The organism is Nitrospirillum pindoramense (assembly GCF_007827955.1).
Lineage (GTDB): Bacteria > Pseudomonadota > Alphaproteobacteria > Azospirillales > Azospirillaceae > Nitrospirillum > Nitrospirillum amazonense_B.
Map to the genome: position 1 here is coordinate 57631 of NZ_VITR01000013.1, position 20174 is coordinate 77804.

Here is a 20174-nt window from a genome sequence, read left to right on the forward strand (position 1 = left end):
TTTGCCCCTGGGCGACGCGATATCTGGTAGAGTGTATCCATGGCACAAGAAGCTCTGACGACCCCCGACACCGCCGCCGAGGATTATGGCGCCAGCTCCATCAAAGTGCTGAAAGGCCTTGATGCGGTGCGCAAGCGTCCCGGCATGTACATTGGCGACACGGACGATGGTTCCGGCCTGCACCACATGGTGTACGAGGTCGTGGACAACGCCATCGACGAGGCGCTGGCCGGCTATTGCACGCGGGTGGACGTCATCCTGAATCCCGACGGCTCGTGCACCGTGCGCGACGACGGCCGCGGCATCCCGGTGGACATCCACGCGGAAGAGGGCGTGTCGGCGGCCGAGGTCATCATGACCCAGCTGCACGCCGGCGGTAAGTTCGACCAGAACAGCTACAAGGTCTCCGGCGGCCTGCACGGCGTGGGCGTCTCTGTCGTGAACGCCCTGTCGGAAATCCTGGACCTGCGCATCTGGCGCCAGGGCCGGGTGTGGGAGATGCGCTTCGCCCATGGCGAGGCGCAGGCGCCGCTGGCCAACACCGGCGCCGCGCCGCTGAAGGCCGATGGCCGCCCCCTGTCGGGGACGGAGGTGACCTTCCTGCCGTCCAAGGCCACCTTCACCAAGACCGAATTCGATTACCAGACCCTGGAACACCGCCTGCGCGAGCTGGCCTTCCTGAACTCCGGCGTCACCCTGTACCTGACCGACGCGCGGGGCGTGGAGCCCAAGTCGTGCGAGCTGCATTACGAGGGTGGGCTGGAGGCCTTCGTGCAGTGGCTGGACCGGTCCAAGACGCCGCTGCACAAGCCGGGCATCGCGCTCCGCGCCGAGCGGCAGAGCGACCTGGGCGGCACCATCGGCGTGGAAGTGGCGCTACAGTGGAACGACAGCTATCACGAGAGCACGCTGTGCTTCACCAACAACATCCCGCAGCGTGACGGCGGCACCCACCTGGCCGGCTTCCGCGCCGCGCTGACCCGCACGCTGAACAACTACGCCAACGAATCCGGCATCGCGAAGAGGGAGAAGGTGAACCTCTCCGGCGACGACATGCGCGAGGGGCTGACCTGCGTGCTGTCGGTGAAGGTGCCCGATCCCAAATTCTCCAGCCAGACCAAGGACAAGCTGGTCTCCTCCGAGGTCCGCCCGGTGGTCGAGGCGGTGGTGGCGGAGGCGCTGGCGATGTGGCTGGAGGAGCATCCGGCCGACGCCAAGCGCATCATCGGCAAGGTGGTCGAGGCCGCCGCCGCCCGCGAGGCGGCGCGCAAGGCGCGCGAGCTGACGCGGCGCAAGGGCGCCCTGGACATGGCCTCGCTGCCCGGCAAGCTGGCGGACTGTCAGGAACGGGACCCGGCCTTGAGCGAACTGTTCCTGGTGGAGGGTGACTCGGCCGGCGGCTCCGCCAAGCAGGGCCGCTCGCGCCAGTTCCAGGCCATCCTGCCCTTGCGCGGCAAGATCCTGAACGTGGAGCGCGCGCGCTTCGACAAGATGTTGTCCTCGGCCGAGATCGGCACCCTGATCGCGGCACTCGGCACCGGCATCGGGCGGGAGGAGTTCAACGCGGAAAAGGCGCGCTATCACAAGGTCATCATCATGACCGACGCCGACGTGGACGGCGCGCACATCCGTACCCTGCTGCTGACCTTCTTCTACCGCCAGATGCCCGAGCTGATCGAGCGCGGCTACCTCTACATCGCCCAGCCGCCGCTGTACCGCGTGAAGCGCGGCACGGCCAAGGAACGCTATCTGAAGGACGACCGGGCGCTGGACGATTACCTGATCGGCCAGGGGCTGGAGGACGTGACCCTCAAGGCGCAGGACGGCGCCGAGCGCCAGGGCGGTGAGCTGCGCGACGTGGTGGAGCAGGCCCGCGCCGCCCGCCACCAGCTGCAGGCCCTGGCCCGCAAGGTGGGCAACCCCGCCGTGGTGGAGCAGGCGGCCGTGGCCGGCGCCCTGTCCATGGCGCTGTTGACCGACGACGCCCGCGCCGATGAGCTGGCCCGCGTGGTCGCCGCCCGCCTGAACCGCATCGAGGCCGAGGCGGCGCAGGCGGCCGGCAACGCCGGCGAGGGCGCCACCGTGGGCGTGGGCGCCTGGCAGGGGGAACGGGCGCGCGAGGGCGGGCTGATGCTGTTCCGCACCAGCCGCGGCGTCACCCACCGCCACATCCTGGACGCCGACGTGCTGAAGAGTGTGGAGGCCCGGCGCCTGGACGCCATGGCCGACTTCCTGAAGACGGTCTTCACCGACGCCGCCACCCTGACCTACCGCGGCCGCACCACCCGCGCCATCGTCGGCCCCGTCGGCCTGATGGACGCGGTGCTGGAACAGGGCCGCCAGGGCCTGTCCATCCAGCGCTACAAGGGCCTGGGCGAGATGAACCCGGACCAGCTATGGGAAACCACCCTGGACCCCAAGATCCGCTCGCTGCTGCAGGTCAAGGTCAGCCACGTCGACGAGGCGGAAGAGGTGTTCTCCACCCTCATGGGCGACATCGTGGAACCCCGCCGCGACTTCATCCAGGCCAACGCGCTCAAGGTGGCGAACCTGGACGTGTGATCCGGTTCAGGTGTTGTGAGCTGACCCATAGCGGGAGAAACAGTGGTTTTCTCACGCTATGGGCCTTGGGTTTCAGGGCCGCTTTTTCGCCGCCGTCGCTGCGGCTGAAGGGCTAAGGAGGAGCGAGCCGGCTTCACCGGGGCCGGCCTCACGCGCATTTTTATCGGGCCGTCTGCATCCGCCCGGCCTGTCCAGACGTAAGGCGTAGGACGCCAATCCGTAGTGGGCAGATTCCGGGAGACATGCCATGCGCCACCTTGCCGCTGTTGTTGTGACGTTGACCCTGGGCTTGGGGACGGCCCAGGCGGCCACCGTCGTCGTCACACAGAAGAATCATGCCTTCGTGCCGAGCAAGATTGAGATCGCCACGGGCGACACCATCCTTTTCCGCAACGAGGATACGGTGCCGCACCAGGTCGTTTCCCACACGCCGATATTTCAATTCGACCTTGATCTTGAGCGCCCCGGCGAGGAGCGGTCCCAGGTTTTCACTCAGCCGGGGACGATCGTCGTCGGCTGCGACCTCCACAGCAATATGGAAGTGATCGTGACCGTCACGCCGGGCCCCGCAGGAAAGTAGGCGAGCCGCCGCCCCCTCAGGGGAGGCGGCGCATGGCGCCGGAATATAGGACGGGCCCGGTTGGGGCCCCGGTCGGCGAGCCGCCCTTGGGCTCCAGGCTGATGGCCAGCACCAGCTTGCCGCTGCCAGCCAGGGCCTTGTCGGCGACCGGAAGCACCCGCCCTGGTGCGATCACCCCCACCGCCCGCGGCGGGGCGCCATCGGCGATCAGCCACAATTCCAGATCCCGGTCGGCTGGTGTGGTCACACCCGCCAAGGCGACGGGCTCCAGCCACCGTCCCCTGCCTTCAACCAACCAGCCGACGCGGCCATCGCTGGCGGCGGTCAAGAGCGCCATGTAGCGGGGCCCATCCCCGCGTAGGGCGGCGGGCACGAGCAGCGTGACGGTGAGAAGTGCGGCGGCGGCACCCGCCGTCATCCACCGCCAGACGGGTGGGGCATTCCATTGCCGCCGCAGCCACGCCCGCCAGCCCGGTACAGCCGCCGGTGGAAGCTGCGCCTCGATCCTTCGCCACAGCGTCGCGGGCGGCGCCACCGCCGGCACCGCCGCCAGAAGGGGGGCCAGCCGTCTTTCCCAATCGGCCACCGCGTGTCGCAAGGCGCCATGGCCGGGCAGGGCGTCCGCCACCGCCTTGGCCTGCTGGGCGTTCAAGGTGCCCAGCACGTATTCGCCAGCCAGGAGATCCAGTTCCTCGAAATCGTCCGGAATCATGGCGCCAAACACTCCTTCAAGGAAGCGAGCCCGCGTCTTATCCATGACTTGACCGTGCCCAGGGGCGTGGCCAGGTGCTCGGCCACTTGCGCATGGGATAGGCCGTTGACGAAAGCCAGGGTGATGGCGCTGCGGCCCTTGTCATCCAATCGTTCCAGGCAGCGGCGCAGCCGGACGGCGTCGCGGGCGGTTTCCAGAAGCTCCAAGGGGCCGGGGCCGTCGTCGACGCCGTCCGGTATGGTATCAACCAGCGTTTCGCGCCCCAGACGCCGGGCCATGTCGAGTGCGCGGTAGCGCACGATGGATGCCATCCAGCCACCGCCTGAACCCATGGTCGGGCTGAAGCTGGCGGCGTTCCGCCAGATCTGCACAAAGGCGTCCTGAACGGCATCGGCCGCCGCATCCGGGCGGCGCACGATGCGGAGGGCCAGGCCGTACAGGCGCGGCGATTCCCGTTCATACAGGTGCCGCAGGGCGACGCGGTCGCCACCGGCGACCTGCCTGATCAGCGCGTCCAGCGTCCCCCCGGCCGCCAGGTCCTTCGGTGTCATGCCGCCCCCGTCACCGGGATTGGGGTGGCGGGATGCCGCCACCGCGTCGTTCCCCATCAGTCGGCCCCTTTGCGATCCGTCACTTCCTTGCCCGCCCTCCGGGATGCCTTCGGCGCCAGCAGGGCTCGTTCCATCCCCTTTACGGCGCGCTGAGACTTTTGGATGCGCACGCGCTGCATCCAATCAACCGGCACAGGCGTATGGGCAGGAAACCATCGCAACACCAGGGAGCCTGCTCCAATGAAGTCTCAATTATTAATCGCCTTGTTGGGGGGGCTGATGGCATGCAGCCTGCCAGCGGTGGCCGCGTCCGACATCGGTGCCGGCGGCAAGCTGACGGCAACGGGCGGTGTGACCCAGCTGGAAGGGGCGGCCGGCGGCGGCCTGACGCCGTGGGCCCTCATCGGTGGCTACGACACCGGCGATCAGATCCGGCCCAACGCCTTCTACACGCGGGTGCAATCGGGCAGCTACCACCTCAACGCCTATGGGGCCATGGTCGGATTGTATGACCGCGTGGAGTTGTCCTTCGCCCGTCAGTCCTTCGATACCGAGGACGTTGGCGGCCTGTTGGGTCTGGGCAAGGGGTACACCTTCAACCAGAACATTGTCGGCGCCAAGGTCCGCGTGGCCGGCGATGCCATTCTGGATCAGGACAGCTGGCTGCCGCAGATCGCCGTCGGTTTGCAGTACAAACATAATGACCGGGGCGCCGTTCTGCGGGCGATCGGCGCCCGCCACGACAGTGGTACGGACTTCTATATCTCCGCCACCAAACTTTTCCTGGCTCAAAGCCTGTTGGTGGACGGCACGGTGCGGTTCACCAAGGCCAACCAGATCGGCATTCTCGGCTTCGGCGGCAAGGACGACGACTACCACGTCGAGCCCGAAGGCAGCGTCGCCTACCTCCTGTCCCGCAACTTCCTGGTGGGCGCCGAATACCGCAAGAAGCCCGATAACCTGGCCATCGCCCATGAGGACGATTGGTACGACCTGTTCGTCGCCTGGGTTCCCACCAAGAACGTCTCGCTGACCCTGGCCTTCGCGCCGTTGGGCAACATCGTCATCCGTGACCATCAGAACGCGGCCTACCTGTCCCTTCAGGTCGGATTCTGAGCGCCATCACCCAAAAGGAAATGTTCCGATGAGCCATCTCTCGCGCCTGGCCAAGCCCATGGCCACCGTTTGTCTCGCCCTGTCCCTCGCCACCTTCCTCACGGGCCCCGCGGCCAAGGCTGATGAGGCCACCTTCCAGGCGTTCGGCGGCAAGGCCGGCTTGCAAAGCCTCATGGAGGACTTCATGACCAACCTGCTGGCGGATCCCCGGACGCGGCCCTTCTTTGAGAAGGCCAATCAAACCCGCGTCAAGGCGCAATTGGTCGACCAATTTTGCCAGGCTCTCGGCGGTCCGTGCCAATACAAGGGTTTGGACATGAAGTCCGCCCACCAGGGCTTGCCCTCCATCACGCGGGAGCATTTCAACGCCTTGGTGGAAGACCTGCAGGACGCCATGGACAAGCATAAGGTCCCGTTCAGCGCCCAGAACAAGCTGTTGGCGGAGCTGGCCCCCCTGCACCGGGATATTGAGCACTAAGTCCGCCCCGCGCGGTCGAGACGCCGGCCACCCCATCCGTGTGGGGTGATTCCCGGCAGGCTTTCTCAGCAATCCCGATTTTCTCAAGATTAGAATCAAGGAAAAATGAAGATGAATAGATCCATGATCGCGGTGATGGCGATATCTTTACTTGCCACCATGCCAACCGTTGCCGCTCCCGCCTTCGCCCAGGAAAAAGCGGTCGAGGTTGGCGGTGCCCCGATGTACCCGTCCAGGACCATTATCCAGAACGCGGTCAATTCCAAGGACCACACCACCCTGGTGACGGCGGTCAAGGCCGCCGGCCTCGTTGAAACCCTGGAAGGGGCCGGCCCATTCACCGTCTTTGCCCCAACCAACACGGCGTTCGAAAAGTTGCCGCGGGCGACAGTCGATGGCCTGTTGCAACCTGAGGCCAAGTCCACCTTGACCGGGCTGCTCACCTATCACGTGGTGTCCGGCAAGCTTTCCGCCGCGGACCTTATGGCCAAGGTGGCTGCCGGGCATGGCAAAGGGGTGTTGACCACTGTGCAGGGCGGTCAGTTGGTGGTCACCCAGAAGGGTAAGATGTTGATGTTGACCGATCAGCGGGGCGGCATGGCCACCATTTCCATCGCCGACGTGAACCAGTCCAACGGCGTCATCCACGTCATTGATGGCGTGCTGATGCCCGGCTGATCACGCGGCGCCCGCCGGCCCGGCCGGCCTCTCCTCCTCCGGCCGCGGGACGGCTTCCTTGCTGGGCGGCCTTGGCTGCCCAGCCTTTATGCCAGACCAGACTTTATGCCGGTGTGGGAAACGGATCAGCCGACGGACACCAGCAGCAGGCAGCCTTGCTGGCTGACGGCGGTGGCATGCCAGGTGGTGTGCCGGGCGACATGGAAATCACCCGCCTCCAGAAGCAGGTCGCCGAAACGCAAGTCACCTTCGATGACCAGGCATTCCTCATCGCCACCGGCATGGGCATGGGACTGATAGGGCGCGCCCGGTTCCATGCGGATAAGCATGGTGCGGCGTCCGGTGCGCCCGTCCACGCGCAGCAGCTTGGATCGCACCCCAGGGGATAGGGGCAGCCAGACGCCATCTTGGTGACGCACGGTGTCGGTTCCCGGCGCGGCCGCCAGGTCCGCCGCTTCACGGTCGATGCGGGCGAGAATGGGGCCCAGCAAACCGGCGGGCGGCGGCTCCGCCAAGGCCAAATCCAGCGCGCCCAGCTGTGCCTCGATCCGCGCCAGCTCCTGGTCCGTGTCGGGGGCCGCATCCGGGGCAGCGACCCGGTATTGGCGCGCCCGGCGGTCACCCCGCATCAGGCCTAACAGATAGTCGGCGATGTCGGCATCCGCGCTCTTCACGCCAAGCACTCCTTCAGCTTCAGCACGGCGCGGCGGACCCAGCTCTTGACCGATCCCAAGGGCGCGCCGACGCGCTCGGCCAATTCTTCAAAGGTCAAGCCCTGAAGATACGTCAAAAGCACCAGCCGCCGCGACCGTTCCGTCAGCAACCCCAGGCAACGCCGCAGATCCAAGGCCAGTCCGGGATCCGGCTGATGGGCCAGCCTGACGTCAACCGCTGCCAGGACGGCATCGTCGTCCAGGGACATGGTGGCGCCGACGGGTTTATCCAAGAGCGACAGGACATGGTTTCGGGTAAGCACCACCATCCAAGCGAAGGCGCTGCCCCGCGTGGGATCGAACAGCGGCGCCTTTTGCCAGATGCGGACGAACACGTCCTGAAGCAAGTCGGCAGCCCGGTCGCGGTCCCGCGCCAGACGCAGGCAAACGCTGTAGAGGGTCGGTGCCGCCGCCCGGTAAAGCGCCTCGAACGCGCCACGGTCGCCCTTGGCCGTCGCCAAAAGAAGGGCCGTCACGGCGGAGGTCTCGTCGATCGCTTGGGCGTCGGAGGGCAGGGGCATGGGAGGGGGGTTCCAGCGAAGCAGAGGATCGCCAATGATAATATATCTTCCCGGTTAGGCAATGGCGTGCCGGGTCCGGCCGATGGATATCATTGTTCTGGTGCTCATTTCGGGACGCGATCGTGCATCCAAATCTTTCCGTCATCAGTAATGTGTCTATGCGCCCTAATCACGGGTCGCGCATTTTGAACCAGGATGCATCATGCAAAGTCACAAAGTCTTGTTGACGGCTATGGCCGCTGCCGTGTTTGTCGTGGACTTCGCCCAGGCCGCCACCGTCGTGGTGATCGAGAAGGACCGCACCTTGGCTCCCGCCCATCTGCAAATCGCCCAAGGCGATACCGTCGTGTTTCGTAACGAGGACGGCATGCCGCACCGGTTGACCTTGCGCGCGGCTAGCCGGACCTGGAGCCTGGATACCCAACGCCAGGGGCAGGAAAGGACGCAGGACTTCACCGAGACCGGCCATATCGACGTGATGTGCGATTTCCATCCGCAAATGACCATGAGCATCGATGTCGCCAAAGGCCTCCCCTAAAGCACGCCAGGGGTATGGGCTCCACGCCACGCGCTCCGGGTCAGCTGGGCAATAAGCGGGGCCATTGCCATCCTATCGCGACGGTACAATGGGCCGGGGCGGCGGCGGCATGCTATTGATGCGCCGTCCGTTTTCGTCCTTTGGGGGGCCCCTGCCGCCATGACCGCGCTGATCCTGTTCGTCGTCCTTGCCCTCGCCTACCGCTTCGCCCTGCTGGCGGTGTCCGTCCGGCATGAAAAGGCGCTGCGCGCCGATGGGGCGGTGGAGCATGGGGCGCGCAACACCCTGGCGCTGACCATCGCCCATATCGCCTTCCACCTGTCGGCGACGGTGGAGGGGCTGGTGCGGGGGGCGCCCATCGACGCGGTCAGCGGCTTCGGCTTCGCCATCTATTTGTTCGGCGCCGTCATGCTGCTGGTGGTGGTGCGGCTGCTGGGGCGGCTGTGGACGGTGAAGTTGTTGATCGCCACCGACCACCAGTTGGTGACCCACCCGCTGTTCCGATTGGTGCGGCACCCCAATTACTTCCTGAACATCCTGCCGGAACTGGTGGGCTTCGCCCTGACGCTGCACGCCTATTACACCCTGGTCATCGGCTTGGCCGTCTACCTCGTCCCCCTGACCCTCCGCATCCGGCAGGAGGAGCGGGCCATGCGCGAGACCTTCGCCGCCTACTGATCCGGAAAAGTTGGCTGGGAAAAATCGCTGGACCGGAGGGCGGGGCGCCCCCACTTGAATGGCGGTCCCCTGTGGATGGGGGCATTAGGGACGGACGCAGAGGGACAGCATGACCGCGGGTGAGGCCACTGACAGTCACGCTGCCGCCACCGACCCCCGGCCCGCCAAGGTGTCCGACATCCTGCAGGCCCTGGCGGCGGAGGAGGGGCGGGAGCGCGTGGCCATCGGCGACCTGCTGACGGCGCTCAGCGACCGGGCGGTGGGTGCCCTCATCTTCGTCTTCGCCCTGCCCAACGCCCTGCCCATGCCACCCGGCACTTCCTCCGTCCTGGGCCTGCCGCTGCTGTTCCTGACGGCGCAGCTGGCGCTGGGGCGGCGCCCCTGGCTGCCGCGCTTCATCGCCGACCGCTCGCTGGCGCGCAAGGACTTCGCCGCCATGATGGCCAAGGTGGCCCCCTGGCTGGCCAAGGCGGAGCGCATGTTGCGGCCGCGCCTGGGCGTGGTGGCACGCCCACCGGCGGAAAACGCCGTGGGCGCCCTGTGCTTCCTGCTGGCCCTGATCCTGTTCCTGCCCATCCCCCTGGGCAACATGCTGCCCGCCGTGGCCATCAGCGTCGTGGCCCTGGGCGTGCTGGAGCGTGACGGGGTGTGGGTGCTGCTGGGCCTGGGCACCGGCATCGCCGCCGTGGCCGTGGTCTGGGGCGTGCTGCTGGCCCTGCTGAAAAGCGGGCTGTTCGTGCTGGAGCACGCGCTGGGGATGTGAGCCGGCGCCTCATACTAAGTAGCGATGATCCTGACCTATGGCCAGGCCCATCGCCCTCAATCGCCGGCGCCGCCATCCGGCGGCTTGGCTTCCGCGCCTTATGGCGCGCGGCGGCAGTCGCCGCCGATACCAAGGAGCGATGAATGGGAATTATCGCTCCTTGGTATCACTCAAGGTTCGCGGTAGCCCGTGACCGCGGGCGCCGGAGATTTCCGGGGAGCCAAAGGCGGACTGGAAATCGAGGTCAAGGCAAGGACGCGGATGCGTCCGCCCGCCGACTGAGGGACGCTCTGAACCTCACGAGGTGCCGGCGGCGGACTTCTCGATGCGGTTGATGTGGTCCAGGCCGGGTAGGATTTCGGAGCGCACGAACTCCACCCGCTTCATGGGGCCGCCGCCGCCATGGGGGAAGCGCGCCTTCCACAGGGCCATCTTCACCGCCAGCCCGCACAGCACGCCGCCGATGGTGACATGGTGGGCCGAGATCTGCGCGCGGACGGAGCGGAAGCTGTCGGCGTTGATGTCGTGCCAGAAATCCTTGCTGCGCCGGTCGAACGCCTCGAACCGCCCGGTGATGGAGGTGGTGATGCCCGTCAGCATGCGCATGACGTCGCCGATCATCTTCATCATCAGGCGGTCGCGGGTGACCATCTCGCTCTTGGTCGCCTCATTCACCCAGCCCATGAAGCGCTGCACCTCCGGCACCAGGCCGTCCAGGCAGCTGCGGAAATAGGCCAGCGACAGGAAGACGTCGCCATATTCTTCCAGGAAGCTGGGAATGTCCTGAAGCTGCACGTTCAGTTTCTGCGACAGCAGGGTCAGGTTGCGCAGCGCCTCTTCCCGGTCGGGGTTGGCCAGCAGCTCGAACAGGTCGGCGATGTCGTTGATGGGGCGCTGCTCCGACCCGTACACCTGCTGGATCAGGGGCAGGGTGAAGTCGCGCATGTAGGTGGTCAGTTCCAACCGCTTGCCCGCCGACAGGCGCAAGTAGGTCACATCCTCCACCGGGATGCCCAGGCGGCGCAGCTCGATGCGCAGGCTGTAGACGTCGTAGCTGTTCAGTTGCGTCAGCCGGTGGATCTGCGCCATGTCCACGCGCATTTCCTTGGGATGCGACGGGTACATCGTCGCCAAATGTTCCGGGTTGATCTGGCCGCTGCCGGCCGACCGGTCCTGAAACACCTCCACCACCGTCTCCAGCCGCGCGTTCTTGATCAGCCGCGCCCGTTTCAGGCCGGGCGTCTGCACCGGGATCATGCCCAGGGGCAGGATGTGCAGGGCGTCGCGGTCGTCGTCCGCGAACAGCACCTCAGCCTCGGCGGCCACCGGCACATCACCGGGGGCGACCTCATCATCGGAAGGGGCGGGCGAGGAGGTCAACGGCGGCGGGGTCCGGGGGCATGGGACAGGGGGTCGGGGCCGCGCGGCGGCGACCCCGACCCTGCGTCAGGTATAGACGATGGCCTGTGTGGTCAAGGGCGGTATTCGACGGGAGGGGGCGGCAGGGCGGCGGCCCCGTCGTCATGCCGGGGCGCGATGGCTGGCGGCGGACCCCACCCCCATGGACATTTGCGCCCCGCCGGCACGACGCCTACAGTTATGCACAGGCAGAGGGTGCGCGCCTTGGAATCACTTCGCCAATGAGATGCTTCGTGGGGATAACGGCCGGGTCTGGACCATGCGCCGGTCGATGATGGCTGCCCTCGCGGGCCTGGCGGTCCTGCAGCTGGGGCTGGCCGCCGCCGACATGCGCGCCGCCTGGGGGACGGCCCGCGACGCCCAATCGGCGCACCTGCTGGTGGTGGCCGCGCGGGACATGGCGGGGGCTATGGATGCCCAGTCGTCACAGTGGACCGCGGCCGCCCTGGCCCTGCGCGCGCCGGGTGCCGCCTTGGTGGAGGAGTTGGCGCAACGCCGGCGACAGGCGGACCGGGCGCTGGACGCGGCCTTGGATGCCCTGCCGCCCCTTCCGGCGTTGGAGGGCGCGCGCCAGCGGCTGGCCGGCGTGCGCCAGGAACTGGCGGGCCTGCGCCGGGCGGCGGACCAGTCCTTGAACCAGCCCTTCCCAGTTCCTGCAACTTCCAGAGCCCCCGATTCACCGCCGCTGCGCGACTGGCTGGCCGGGGAACGGGCCCTGGCCACGGCGGAAAGCCGCATGGTGCGCGAGCTGGTCGCCCTGGCCGCTCAGGATTTGCCCAATCCGGATGCGGATATCGCGGCGGACGCGCTGGCGGCCCGCCGTGACGCCGACCTCGCCTGGGCGGATGCGGTGACCGGCGCGTCCGCCGCCGCGTCCACCGCCCTGCTGCTGGATTGGCGCGGCGCCACCATGCCGGCGTCCGACGTCGGCGTGACGGCCGCCATGGCGCGCTTCGCCACCGCGCTTGCCGGGCAAGGGCCCAGCGGCCCAGAGGCGGTTCAACAGGCGGGTCAACAGGCGGCACCGGGGGCGGCTCAGGCGGCCCTGGCCGACATCGGGGCCGTGGCCACACGGGCGCTGGACCGCTGGGCGGCCGTGCCGCCCCCCGCACCCGCCTGGGCGGCGGTGGCGGCCGGCGCCCCCCTGGCCGGCGCCGCCCTGCTGACGCTGGTGATCCTGGTGGCCCTGCGGCAGGGCGTGTTCGGCGCCGTCTCGCGCACCGCGCGTCTGATGCGCGACCTGGCGGAGGGGCGGGTGGCCCCGTCGCCGGCCCCCGTGCCGGGCACAGGGCGGGACGAGACGGTGGCGGAACTGCACAGCGCCCTGGCCCTCTATTGGTCCCACGCCCGCCGCATCGAGCGCGAGACCCAGCGGCGGGAGCGGGCGGAGCGCCTGCTGACGGTGGAACGCAAGGTGTTGGGCATGACCGCCGGCCGCGCGCCCCTGTCGACGGTGCTGTCGGCCCTGTGTTCCGGCATGGAGGCGGATCTGGAGGGAGGGCTCTGCTCCATCGTGCTGGTCGACGCGGACGGGCGGCACATCCGCACCGGGGCGGCCCCCAGCCTGCCCGCGTCCTTCGCCCGCGCGGTCGACGGCGCGCCGGTGGGGCCGGTGGCCGGGTCCTGCGGCACCGCCATCCACCGGGGCGAGCCCGTCATCGTCACCGACATCGCCAACGATCCCCTATGGCAGGACTACCGCGCCGCCGCGGCGGAGGCCGACCTGGCCGCCTGCTGGTCCATCCCCATTCTGGCGGGCGACGGCCACGCGCTGGGCGCCTTCGCCATCTATTTCCGATCGCCCCGGTCACCGGAAGGCTGGATGCTGGACCTGGCGCGCCGCGCCAGCCGCCTGGCCACCGTGGCCATTTCGGCCGAACGCGGGGCGGAGGAGCTGGAGCGCGCCAAGGCCGCCGCCGAGTTGGGCAACCGCACCAAGACCGAGTTCCTGGCCAACATGAGCCACGAGCTGCGTACGCCCCTGAACGCCATCATCGGTTTCGCCGAGGTGCTGGAGGGGGATTTGCGCCGGGCCCCGGACCAGGTGACCAACGCCGGCTATGCCGGCGACATCGTGGCCAGCGGGCGCCACCTGCTGGCCATCATCAATGACATCCTGGACGTTTCGAAGATCGAGGCGGGCAAGGTCGAGTTGCGGGAACGGGTCTGCGATGTGGCCGCCCTGGTGGCCGGGTGTGAGCGGATCGCCCGGGGCCGTGCCCTGGAAAAGCGCATCGATCTGGTCACCACCATGGCCCCGGACCTGCCGCCGCTGCTGGCGGACGATGTTAAGATCAAGCAGATCCTGCTGAACCTGCTGTCCAACGCCGTGAAGTTCACCGAAGCCGGCGGCAGGGTGTCGCTGACCGCCACCATCAATGCCGAGGCGCAGATGGTCATCGCCGTCAGCGACACGGGCATCGGCATCGCGGATGCCGACCTGTCCAAGGTCTTCGTGCCCTTCCAGCAGATCGACAACGTCTACGCCCGCACCACACAGGGCACCGGCCTGGGTCTGTCCCTGTCCAAGGGGCTGGCCGAGCTGCATGGCGGCCGTCTGGACATCGTCTCGCGGCTAGGACAGGGGACCACCGTGTCCCTGGTCCTGCCCAGCCAGCGCCTGTTGACCGGCGGTGTCGGCGACACCGGCCGGGTCAACTCGGTCCCCGGTGCCGTGCCTTCCGCCGCCCTGGCGCCCGCTGTTTTGGCGGCCGCCTTGGGCGACAAGGGCGCCTGAAGTAAACGAAACCCCCGGAAGCGGGGCTTCCGGGGGTTCGAAACCAAACGCCTCATGGCCCAGCCAAAGGCCAGGGGCACCGCATCTGGGGATCAGATGTAGTAGGAGGCCAGCGGCGAGAAGCCGTTGAAGTTCACGGCCGAGTAGGTGGTGGTGTAGGCGCCCGTCGCCAGGATGTCGACCTTGTCGCCGATGCGCAGGTCCACCGGCAGCCGGTATTCGGCCTTCTCATACAGCACGTCGGCGCTGTCGCAGGTCGGGCCGGCCAGGATGACCGGCTCCGCATCGCCGCCGTCGTGGGGCGTCTGGATGGGATACTTGATGGCCTCGTCCATGGTCTCGGCCAAGCCGCCGAACTTGCCGATGTCCAGATAGACCCAGCGGCGGTCGTCGCGGTGCGACTTGCGCGAGATCAGCACCACTTCCGAGCGGATGACCCCGGCGTTGCCCACCATGCTGCGACCCGGTTCGATGATGGTTTCGGGCAGGCGGTTGCCGAAATGCTTGCGCAGCGAGGCCTCGATGGCGTTGCCGTACTCACCCTCGCTGGGAATGTCCTTCAGGTAGCGGGTGGCGAAGCCGCCGCCCAGGTTCACCATGCGCAGCATCACGCCCTGCTCTTCCAGGGTGCGGAAGATCTCGGCGGTCTGGGCCAGGGCCTTGTCCCACTGGGTCAGGTCGCGCTGCTGCGAGCCGACGTGGAAGGACACGCCATACGGCACGACGTTCAGGGTGGAGGCGGCCAGCAGCAGCTCCGCCGCCATGTCCGGCTCGCAGCCGAACTTGCGCGACAGCGGCCAGTCGGCACCTTCGCCTGAGGTCAGGATGCGGCAGAACACACGGGCGCCGGGGGCGTGCTCGGCGATCTTCTCCAGCTCTTCCCGGCTGTCGAAGGCGAACAGGCTGATGCCCAGGGCGTGGGCGCGGGCGATGTCCGACGCCTTCTTGATGGTGTTGCCGAAGCTGATGCGGTCGGCGGTGGCGCCGGCCTCCAGGCAATACTGGATTTCCGGCAGGCTGGCGGTGTCGAAGCAGGAGCCCTGCTCCACCAGCAGCTTCAGGATCTCCGGCGCCGGGTTGGCCTTCACGGCATAGAAGATGCGGGCCTCGGGCAGGGCGTCGCGCAGGTTGCCGTAGTTACCGGCCACGACGTCCAGGTCAACCACCAGGCAGGGGGTGGCGGGCGTGTTCTCAGCGAAAAAACGAGCGATCTTCTCGGTCATCGATGACTCCGAGGCCAAAAGGCATATCAGGGGATGGATCGGGAATGGGGGCTTGGCCGGGCAATGGCCCGGGTCCGTTCACTTAACCGGGCAGCGGCCCGGGTCCGTTCAAGCGTGCCGATGAAGCGGCCGGCCCGAACGGGTCAGATACTGGAGATATGCCCAGGCGGCGCGAGGAAAACGCAAAGCACCGGCCCGGTCTGACTGACGACCGCCTGATCATGGCCCACCCGACTCTGCATCAGAGCGGGGGCAGGGGATCGAGGAAAGGCGGGCGCGTGCCCACCGACAACAACATCAACCATCGTAGCCTCCAATTCGCCGCCTTGCTTAAGGGACGGACGAGGATACGCGTTACGTCGTTGCATAACCGACGGGGGGACCATTCCGCCCGGGGCCATAGGCACGTGCGCTGCGACTACGCGCTATATAAGATGGAAAGCCGGGGTTGCACAGCGATTTTTTTCGGGCGGCGGCGGGCCTGCGACGACATGGCCAGGCGGGCGTTTCGGTGGCGCGGGCGCCTTATCACAAATCTCAATTTCGCCACTTTTGCGGCCCAAATTGGCCATGTCGCGGTGGCCTTATGCGCATAGAGGACGACGCGACATTGACCCCCTGCCGGGGTCGGAAGCCCCTCCCGCCCGGTCTCCCCCGACCGGCCTACCGGAGGTGTCCTCTCCAGCCTGCCCCGGCTGGTCTATCAAACGGCCACCGCACCTGCCCCCCGCGGTGGCCGTTTTTCTTTTTATCGGTTCCCTCAGGCGCCGGGCGCGGGCATCCGCCCGCTGGGCTTGTCCTCCCTTTCCAGTTCACTACGTTCCCCGGAAAGGTCCGGCGGCCACGGTCGTGGCCTTGTCGCTGCGCTCCGTTTCGCGCCCCACAAAGGTTTGGCGACTCACGGGCCTCATCACCGGCGGGTATTGATCCAGCGCTTTGTGCCGCCGCCGCCTGCGGCCTATAGTCGGGGCCCTTTCGACTCCGGCGCCCAGGGCCCATGATCTCAACCGCTCTCTTCACCGGCCATGACCTGCTGTGCCTGCGCGGCGGGCGCCTGGTGTTCCAGGATCTGGACTTCCAATTGGCCGCGGGTGGCTGCCTCACCCTGGTCGGCCCCAACGGCAGCGGCAAGTCCACACTGCTGCGCCTGATGGCCGGTTTGCTGAAGCCCCTGCGCGGTATCATCGCCTGGGATGGCGTGTCCTTGGGCCAGGACCCGGAGGCGCACCGCGCCCGCCTGCACTATGTCGGCCACCTGGACGCGGTGAAGGCCAGCTTCACCTGCCGGGAGATGCTGGCCTTCTGGGCGGGCTTGCGCGGTGGGGGCGGCATGGGCGTGGCCGGGGTGGACGCGGCCCTGGCCGCCTTCGCCATCGATGCCATCGCCGACGTGCCGGGCCGTTTCCTATCCGCCGGGCAGCGCCGCCGCCTGTCCCTGGCGCGCCTGGTGGCGGCGCCGGCGCCCCTGTGGTTGCTGGATGAACCCACCGTGGGTCTGGACCGTGCCTCCGTCGCCCTGCTGGAGGACGCCATCGCCCGCCACCGCGCCCAGGGCGGGCGGGTCGTGCTGTCCACCCACATCGACCTGGCGACTCCGGGCGGGGACGTCCTGGACCTGGCCGCCTTCACGCCGGTCGAGGAGGACGAAAGCCTGGACGGCTGCGATGGGGCGGAGGACGCCGCCTGATGCTCCGTCTCATCCTGCGCGACCTGCGCCTGGTGTTGCGCCAGGGCAGCGACGCCACCGCCGCCCTGATGTTCTTCGTGCTGTGCGTGGTGCTGTTCCCCTTCGGCGTGGGGCCGGAACCCAACGTGCTGACCCGCATCGCCCCCGGCGTGCTGCTGATCGCGGCCCTGTTGGCGGCGCTGTTGTCCATGGAGCGGCTGTTCCAGGGGGACTTTGAAGACGGCAGCCTGGAACTGCTGCTGCTGTCGCCGCTGCCGGCGGAGGGGGTGGCCGTCGCCAAGGTGGCCGCCCACTGGCTGGTGACGGGCGTGCCCCTGATGCTGGTGGCGCCCCTGCTGGCCCTGTTGCTGCGCATGCCGGTGGATCAACTGGGCCTGCTGGTCGGCACCCTGGCCCTGGTCACGCCCCTGCTCAGCCTCATCGGCGCCGTTGGGGCCGCCCTGACCCTCGGTGCCCGGCGCAGCGGCGTGCTGCTGCCCCTGCTGGTGCTGCCGCTGTACATCCCCGTGCTGATCTTCGCCGCCGCCGGCCTGGACGCAGGCCTGTCCGGCCTCTCCCCCCGGCCGCACTTGCTGCTGCTGGGTGGCATGCTGTGCGGCGCGCTGGTCCTGGCCCCGCTGGCCATCGCCGCCGCGCTGCGGGCGGCGCATGAGTAAGCGCGACTGAAGCTAGATACACATTGTGTATCTTGGTGTGCTATGGTGGCCTCAATAGAAAGGGCCATCATGACCAAGCCATCCATGGAAACCCATGCGAAGCCGGTGAACCTGCGCATTCGTGAGGATGTTCGCCGGATGATAGACCGCGCGGCCGGCTTGCGCGGCAAAACCCGGTCGGACTTCATGATCGAGGCGGCCTATCGCGCCGCTGAAGACACGCTGCTGGACCAGGCGCTGGTGCGGGTCGACGTCGACAGCTATGGGCACTATCTCGCCATCCTGGACCAGCCACCCGGCGGTGAAGGGTTCGAGCGGCTGATGAAGGCGCCCAAGCCGTGGCGCGTGTGACGCCTGATCTCCCGTGACGCTCACGGCGCCAACGCCGCTTGGCGAGCTCCATGACCTCGACCAGTTCCAAAGCGGCCATGACACGCTGGATCATTGGCTGCGGCGGCGCGCTCGCGCCAATCAGGTCAGCGGCGCTTCCCGCACCTATGTCGTTGCCGAAGGCCGGCGGGTGGTCGGCTATTACTGCCTTGCGTCCGGGGCGCTGGATATATCCGACGCGCCGGGCGCTATCCGCCGCAACATGCCCGATCCCGTTCCCATGGCGGTACTCGGCCGCCTGGCGGTCGACCGGACCTGGCAGGGCAGGGGGCTGGGTGCCGCGTTGTTGCAGGACGCGGTGCTGCGCAGTTCGCACGCCGCGTCAATCCTGGGGATACGCGGCCTGCTCGTCCACGCGATCTCGGATGCGGCGAAGGCGTTTTATGAGCACTACGGCTTCCTCAGCACACCCAATCATCCGCTGACGCTCGTGCTGTCGCTCAAGGCCCACGATCCCTAAGAGGGGATCATTCGCCCCCTACATCATTGGGCGTGATCCATATCAATTTACGGCGTATCCCGATGGCAAAGGCCGGCGGGCGTGATACATAACGGGGCCATGCATCGCTTCGCCAACCCCGCCCGCTTTCTGAAGATCGCCAACGCCGTGCTGCCGTGGGTGGCCGGCCTGTCGGTGGTCTGTTTCGCGGCCGGGCTGTATCTGGGCCTGATCGCCTCGCCGCCGGACTACCAGCAGGGCGACACCGTCCGGATCATGTACATCCATGTGCCCGCCGCGTGGATGAGCATGTTCACCTACAGCACCATGGCCGTGGCCGCCGCCGCCGCCCTGGTGTGGAAGCATCCCCTGGCCGAGGTCTACGCCAAGGCGGCCGCCCCCCTGGGGGCTGGCTTCACCGCCCTGTGCCTGCTGACCGGGTCGCTGTGGGGGGCGCCCATGTGGGGCACATGGTGGGTGTGGGACGCGCGGCTGACCAGTGTGCTGGTGCTGTTCTTCCTCTACCTCGGCTACATGGCCCTGGTGGACGCCTTCGACGATCCGGCGCGGGGGAACAAGGCCGGCAACATCCTGTTGCTGGTGGGGGCCGTGAACGTGCCCATCATCAAGTTTTCGGTGGAGTGGTGGAACACCCTGCACCAGCCGGCCAGCGTGTTCCGCCTGGGCGGGCCCACCATCGCCGCCAGCATGCTGTGGCCCCTGTTGCTGTTGGCCGTGGCCTTCCAGAGCTATTTCTTCGCCGTCGTCATCCTGCGCATTCGGGCCGGGCTGGCCGCGCGCCGGGTCCAGACCCTGCGCCTGGGCCAGGCGGGCTGAGTCCTTGGACGATGCTCTCGGGATGGCCGGGCAACAGGATCGGCGGCGGTCGTTACGGCAGCGTGATGGTTTTGCGGCGTGGTGGTTTGACGGCTGTTCCGGCATTCCGGCCCCTCAAGCGGGCCTCTGGATGGCGGGCCTTTGGGTGAGAGTGTGATGGACGGGTTCCTGTCGATGGGCGGATACGCCGCCTATGTGTGGTCATCCTACGGGGCGGCCGCCGTGATCCTGGTGGGTCTGCTGGTGCTCAGCCTGTCCGGCCTGCGCCGGGTGGAGCGCACCCTGGCCACGCTGGAGGCGGCAAAGCCGCGGCGCCGGCGCGACGCCAAGACGGGCCCTGCCGCCACGGCCACCCCTGCCACCGGTACCCAAGCCGCCGAGACCACGCCATGACCCGCAAGCGCCGCCGCCTGATGATCCTGGTGCTGGCCCTGCTGGGCCTGGGCACCGCCACGGCCCTGACCCTGTCGGCCTTCCGCGACAACATCGTCTTCTTCTACAGCCCGTCCGACCTGGCGGCCAAGCCGCCGGGCGGACGCACGGTGCGCATCGGCGGGCTGGTCGAGGCGGGCAGCCTGAAGCGCGAGGGCGGGATGACCGTCACCTTCCAGGTGACCGACACCGCCAAGTCGCTGCCCGTCACCTACACCGGCATCCTGCCCGACCTGTTCCGCGAGGGGCAGGGCGTGGTGGCGGAGGGTAAGCTGGGCCCTGACGGCGTGTTCACCGCGACCGAGCTGCTGGCCAAGCATGATGAGAAATACATGCCGCCCGACGTGGCGGACGCCCTGAAACGGGCCGGCCATCCCGGCAAGCCCGGCGACACGTCCTCTGGTGGCGCCCCTGTCGCGGCGGGGGAGGAGCATCAGACCTCCACCCTGCGCACCCATCCCTGA

At 67.9% G+C, this 20174-nt stretch carries 22 protein-coding genes; 16 read left to right on the plus strand and 6 right to left on the minus strand.

All coding sequences use genetic code 11. The features are described 5' to 3' along the window. Window positions 1-39: 39 nt before the first annotated feature. The gene (gene gyrB / locus FBZ90_RS20305; protein WP_145734817.1) at window positions 40-2562 is read left to right on the plus strand and encodes a DNA topoisomerase (ATP-hydrolyzing) subunit B; all 2523 of its coding nucleotides are present in this window, start codon (window positions 40-42) and stop codon (window positions 2560-2562) included. A 247-nt stretch (window positions 2563-2809) separates the two neighbouring features. Next, entirely contained in the window at window positions 2810-3142 is a 333-nt protein-coding gene (locus FBZ90_RS20310; RefSeq protein ID WP_145734818.1) for a cupredoxin domain-containing protein, read from the plus strand. Between the two features lie 16 nt (window positions 3143-3158). Here the strand turns inward: FBZ90_RS20310 and FBZ90_RS20315 are convergent, their stop codons facing one another. After that, window positions 3159-3854 carry an anti-sigma factor gene (locus FBZ90_RS20315; protein ID WP_145734819.1) on the minus strand — a complete coding sequence of 232 codons (696 nt, stop codon included), beginning with the start codon at window positions 3852-3854 and terminating at the stop codon, window positions 3159-3161. Further along, the gene (locus FBZ90_RS20320; RefSeq protein WP_246130581.1) at window positions 3851-4462 is read right to left on the minus strand and encodes a sigma-70 family RNA polymerase sigma factor; all 612 of its coding nucleotides are present in this window, start codon (window positions 4460-4462) and stop codon (window positions 3851-3853) included. Before FBZ90_RS20320 ends, FBZ90_RS20315 begins: the two co-directional genes overlap by 4 nt. 222 nt (window positions 4463-4684) lie before the next feature. Between FBZ90_RS20320 and FBZ90_RS20325 the strand changes: the two genes are divergently transcribed. The 3 genes from FBZ90_RS20325 (at window position 4685) to FBZ90_RS20335 (ending at window position 6677) form a co-directional block, all read left to right on the plus strand. Next, on the plus strand, window positions 4685-5521 hold the full coding sequence (locus FBZ90_RS20325) for a DUF3034 family protein (protein WP_211102215.1): 837 nt from the start codon (window positions 4685-4687) through the stop codon (window positions 5519-5521). A gap of 28 nt (window positions 5522-5549) precedes the next feature. Continuing rightward, window positions 5550-5999 (plus strand): group I truncated hemoglobin, encoded by a 450-nt coding sequence (locus FBZ90_RS20330; RefSeq protein ID WP_211102216.1) that lies wholly within the window; start codon window positions 5550-5552, stop codon window positions 5997-5999. Between the two features lie 123 nt (window positions 6000-6122). Continuing rightward, window positions 6123-6677 carry a fasciclin domain-containing protein gene (locus tag FBZ90_RS20335; RefSeq protein WP_246130582.1) on the plus strand — a complete coding sequence of 185 codons (555 nt, stop codon included), beginning with the start codon at window positions 6123-6125 and terminating at the stop codon, window positions 6675-6677. 125 nt (window positions 6678-6802) lie between these two features. Here FBZ90_RS20335 and FBZ90_RS20340 read toward each other — a convergent pair whose 3' ends face one another. Further along, complete coding sequence (locus tag FBZ90_RS20340) at window positions 6803-7351, minus strand: cupin domain-containing protein (RefSeq protein WP_145734822.1); 549 nt, start codon at window positions 7349-7351, stop codon at window positions 6803-6805. After that, window positions 7348-7911 (minus strand): sigma-70 family RNA polymerase sigma factor, encoded by a 564-nt coding sequence (locus tag FBZ90_RS20345; RefSeq protein ID WP_145734823.1) that lies wholly within the window; start codon window positions 7909-7911, stop codon window positions 7348-7350. The genes FBZ90_RS20340 and FBZ90_RS20345 overlap by 4 nt, the downstream gene beginning before the upstream one ends. A gap of 232 nt (window positions 7912-8143) precedes the next feature. On the opposite strand from FBZ90_RS20345, the gene FBZ90_RS20350 reads away from it, so the two are divergent. The 3 genes from FBZ90_RS20350 to FBZ90_RS20360 all read left to right on the plus strand — a co-directional run bounded on the left by FBZ90_RS20350 (window position 8144) and on the right by FBZ90_RS20360 (window position 9890). Beyond that, on the plus strand, window positions 8144-8449 hold the full coding sequence (locus tag FBZ90_RS20350) for a cupredoxin domain-containing protein (RefSeq protein ID WP_186455956.1): 306 nt from the start codon (window positions 8144-8146) through the stop codon (window positions 8447-8449). 159 nt (window positions 8450-8608) lie between these two features. Further along, window positions 8609-9127 carry an isoprenylcysteine carboxylmethyltransferase family protein gene (locus FBZ90_RS20355; protein ID WP_145734825.1) on the plus strand — a complete coding sequence of 173 codons (519 nt, stop codon included), beginning with the start codon at window positions 8609-8611 and terminating at the stop codon, window positions 9125-9127. Window positions 9128-9236: 109 nt separating this feature from the next. Beyond that, window positions 9237-9890: an exopolysaccharide biosynthesis protein gene (locus FBZ90_RS20360; protein ID WP_145734826.1), complete on the plus strand. Its 654-nt coding sequence runs from the start codon at window positions 9237-9239 to the stop codon at window positions 9888-9890. Window positions 9891-10187: 297 nt separating this feature from the next. On the opposite strand, the gene FBZ90_RS20365 is transcribed toward FBZ90_RS20360, so the two are convergent. After that, window positions 10188-11270 (minus strand): hypothetical protein, encoded by a 1083-nt coding sequence (locus FBZ90_RS20365; RefSeq protein ID WP_246130584.1) that lies wholly within the window; start codon window positions 11268-11270, stop codon window positions 10188-10190. A 310-nt stretch (window positions 11271-11580) separates the two neighbouring features. Here FBZ90_RS20365 and FBZ90_RS28710 point away from each other — a divergent pair, with 310 nt between their 5' ends. Then, window positions 11581-14046: a GAF domain-containing sensor histidine kinase gene (locus tag FBZ90_RS28710; RefSeq protein ID WP_145734827.1), complete on the plus strand. Its 2466-nt coding sequence runs from the start codon at window positions 11581-11583 to the stop codon at window positions 14044-14046. A gap of 92 nt (window positions 14047-14138) precedes the next feature. On the opposite strand, the gene FBZ90_RS20375 is transcribed toward FBZ90_RS28710, so the two are convergent. Beyond that, window positions 14139-15269 (minus strand): type III PLP-dependent enzyme, encoded by a 1131-nt coding sequence (locus FBZ90_RS20375; RefSeq protein WP_145734828.1) that lies wholly within the window; start codon window positions 15267-15269, stop codon window positions 14139-14141. Window positions 15270-16266: 997 nt separating this feature from the next. On the opposite strand from FBZ90_RS20375, the gene ccmA reads away from it, so the two are divergent. From ccmA to ccmE, 7 genes are all read left to right on the plus strand, one after another. Beyond that, window positions 16267-16956, plus strand: a complete 690-nt coding sequence (gene ccmA / locus FBZ90_RS20380; RefSeq protein ID WP_145734829.1) for a heme ABC exporter ATP-binding protein CcmA — start codon at window positions 16267-16269, stop codon at window positions 16954-16956. Continuing rightward, window positions 16956-17612: a heme exporter protein CcmB gene (gene ccmB, locus FBZ90_RS20385; RefSeq protein ID WP_145734830.1), complete on the plus strand. Its 657-nt coding sequence runs from the start codon at window positions 16956-16958 to the stop codon at window positions 17610-17612. The genes ccmA and ccmB overlap by 1 nt, the downstream gene beginning before the upstream one ends. Before the next feature lie 69 nt (window positions 17613-17681). Then, complete coding sequence (locus tag FBZ90_RS20390; protein ID WP_211102217.1) at window positions 17682-17963, plus strand: type II toxin-antitoxin system TacA family antitoxin; 282 nt, start codon at window positions 17682-17684, stop codon at window positions 17961-17963. Between the two features lie 13 nt (window positions 17964-17976). After that, on the plus strand, window positions 17977-18462 hold the full coding sequence (locus FBZ90_RS20395; protein ID WP_145734831.1) for a GNAT family N-acetyltransferase: 486 nt from the start codon (window positions 17977-17979) through the stop codon (window positions 18460-18462). A gap of 99 nt (window positions 18463-18561) precedes the next feature. After that, window positions 18562-19278 (plus strand): heme ABC transporter permease, encoded by a 717-nt coding sequence (locus FBZ90_RS20400; RefSeq protein ID WP_145734832.1) that lies wholly within the window; start codon window positions 18562-18564, stop codon window positions 19276-19278. A 156-nt stretch (window positions 19279-19434) separates the two neighbouring features. After that, on the plus strand, window positions 19435-19671 hold the full coding sequence (gene ccmD / locus FBZ90_RS20405) for a heme exporter protein CcmD (protein ID WP_145734833.1): 237 nt from the start codon (window positions 19435-19437) through the stop codon (window positions 19669-19671). Beyond that, on the plus strand, window positions 19668-20174 hold the full coding sequence (ccmE, locus tag FBZ90_RS20410) for a cytochrome c maturation protein CcmE (RefSeq protein ID WP_145734834.1): 507 nt from the start codon (window positions 19668-19670) through the stop codon (window positions 20172-20174). The genes ccmD and ccmE overlap by 4 nt, the downstream gene beginning before the upstream one ends.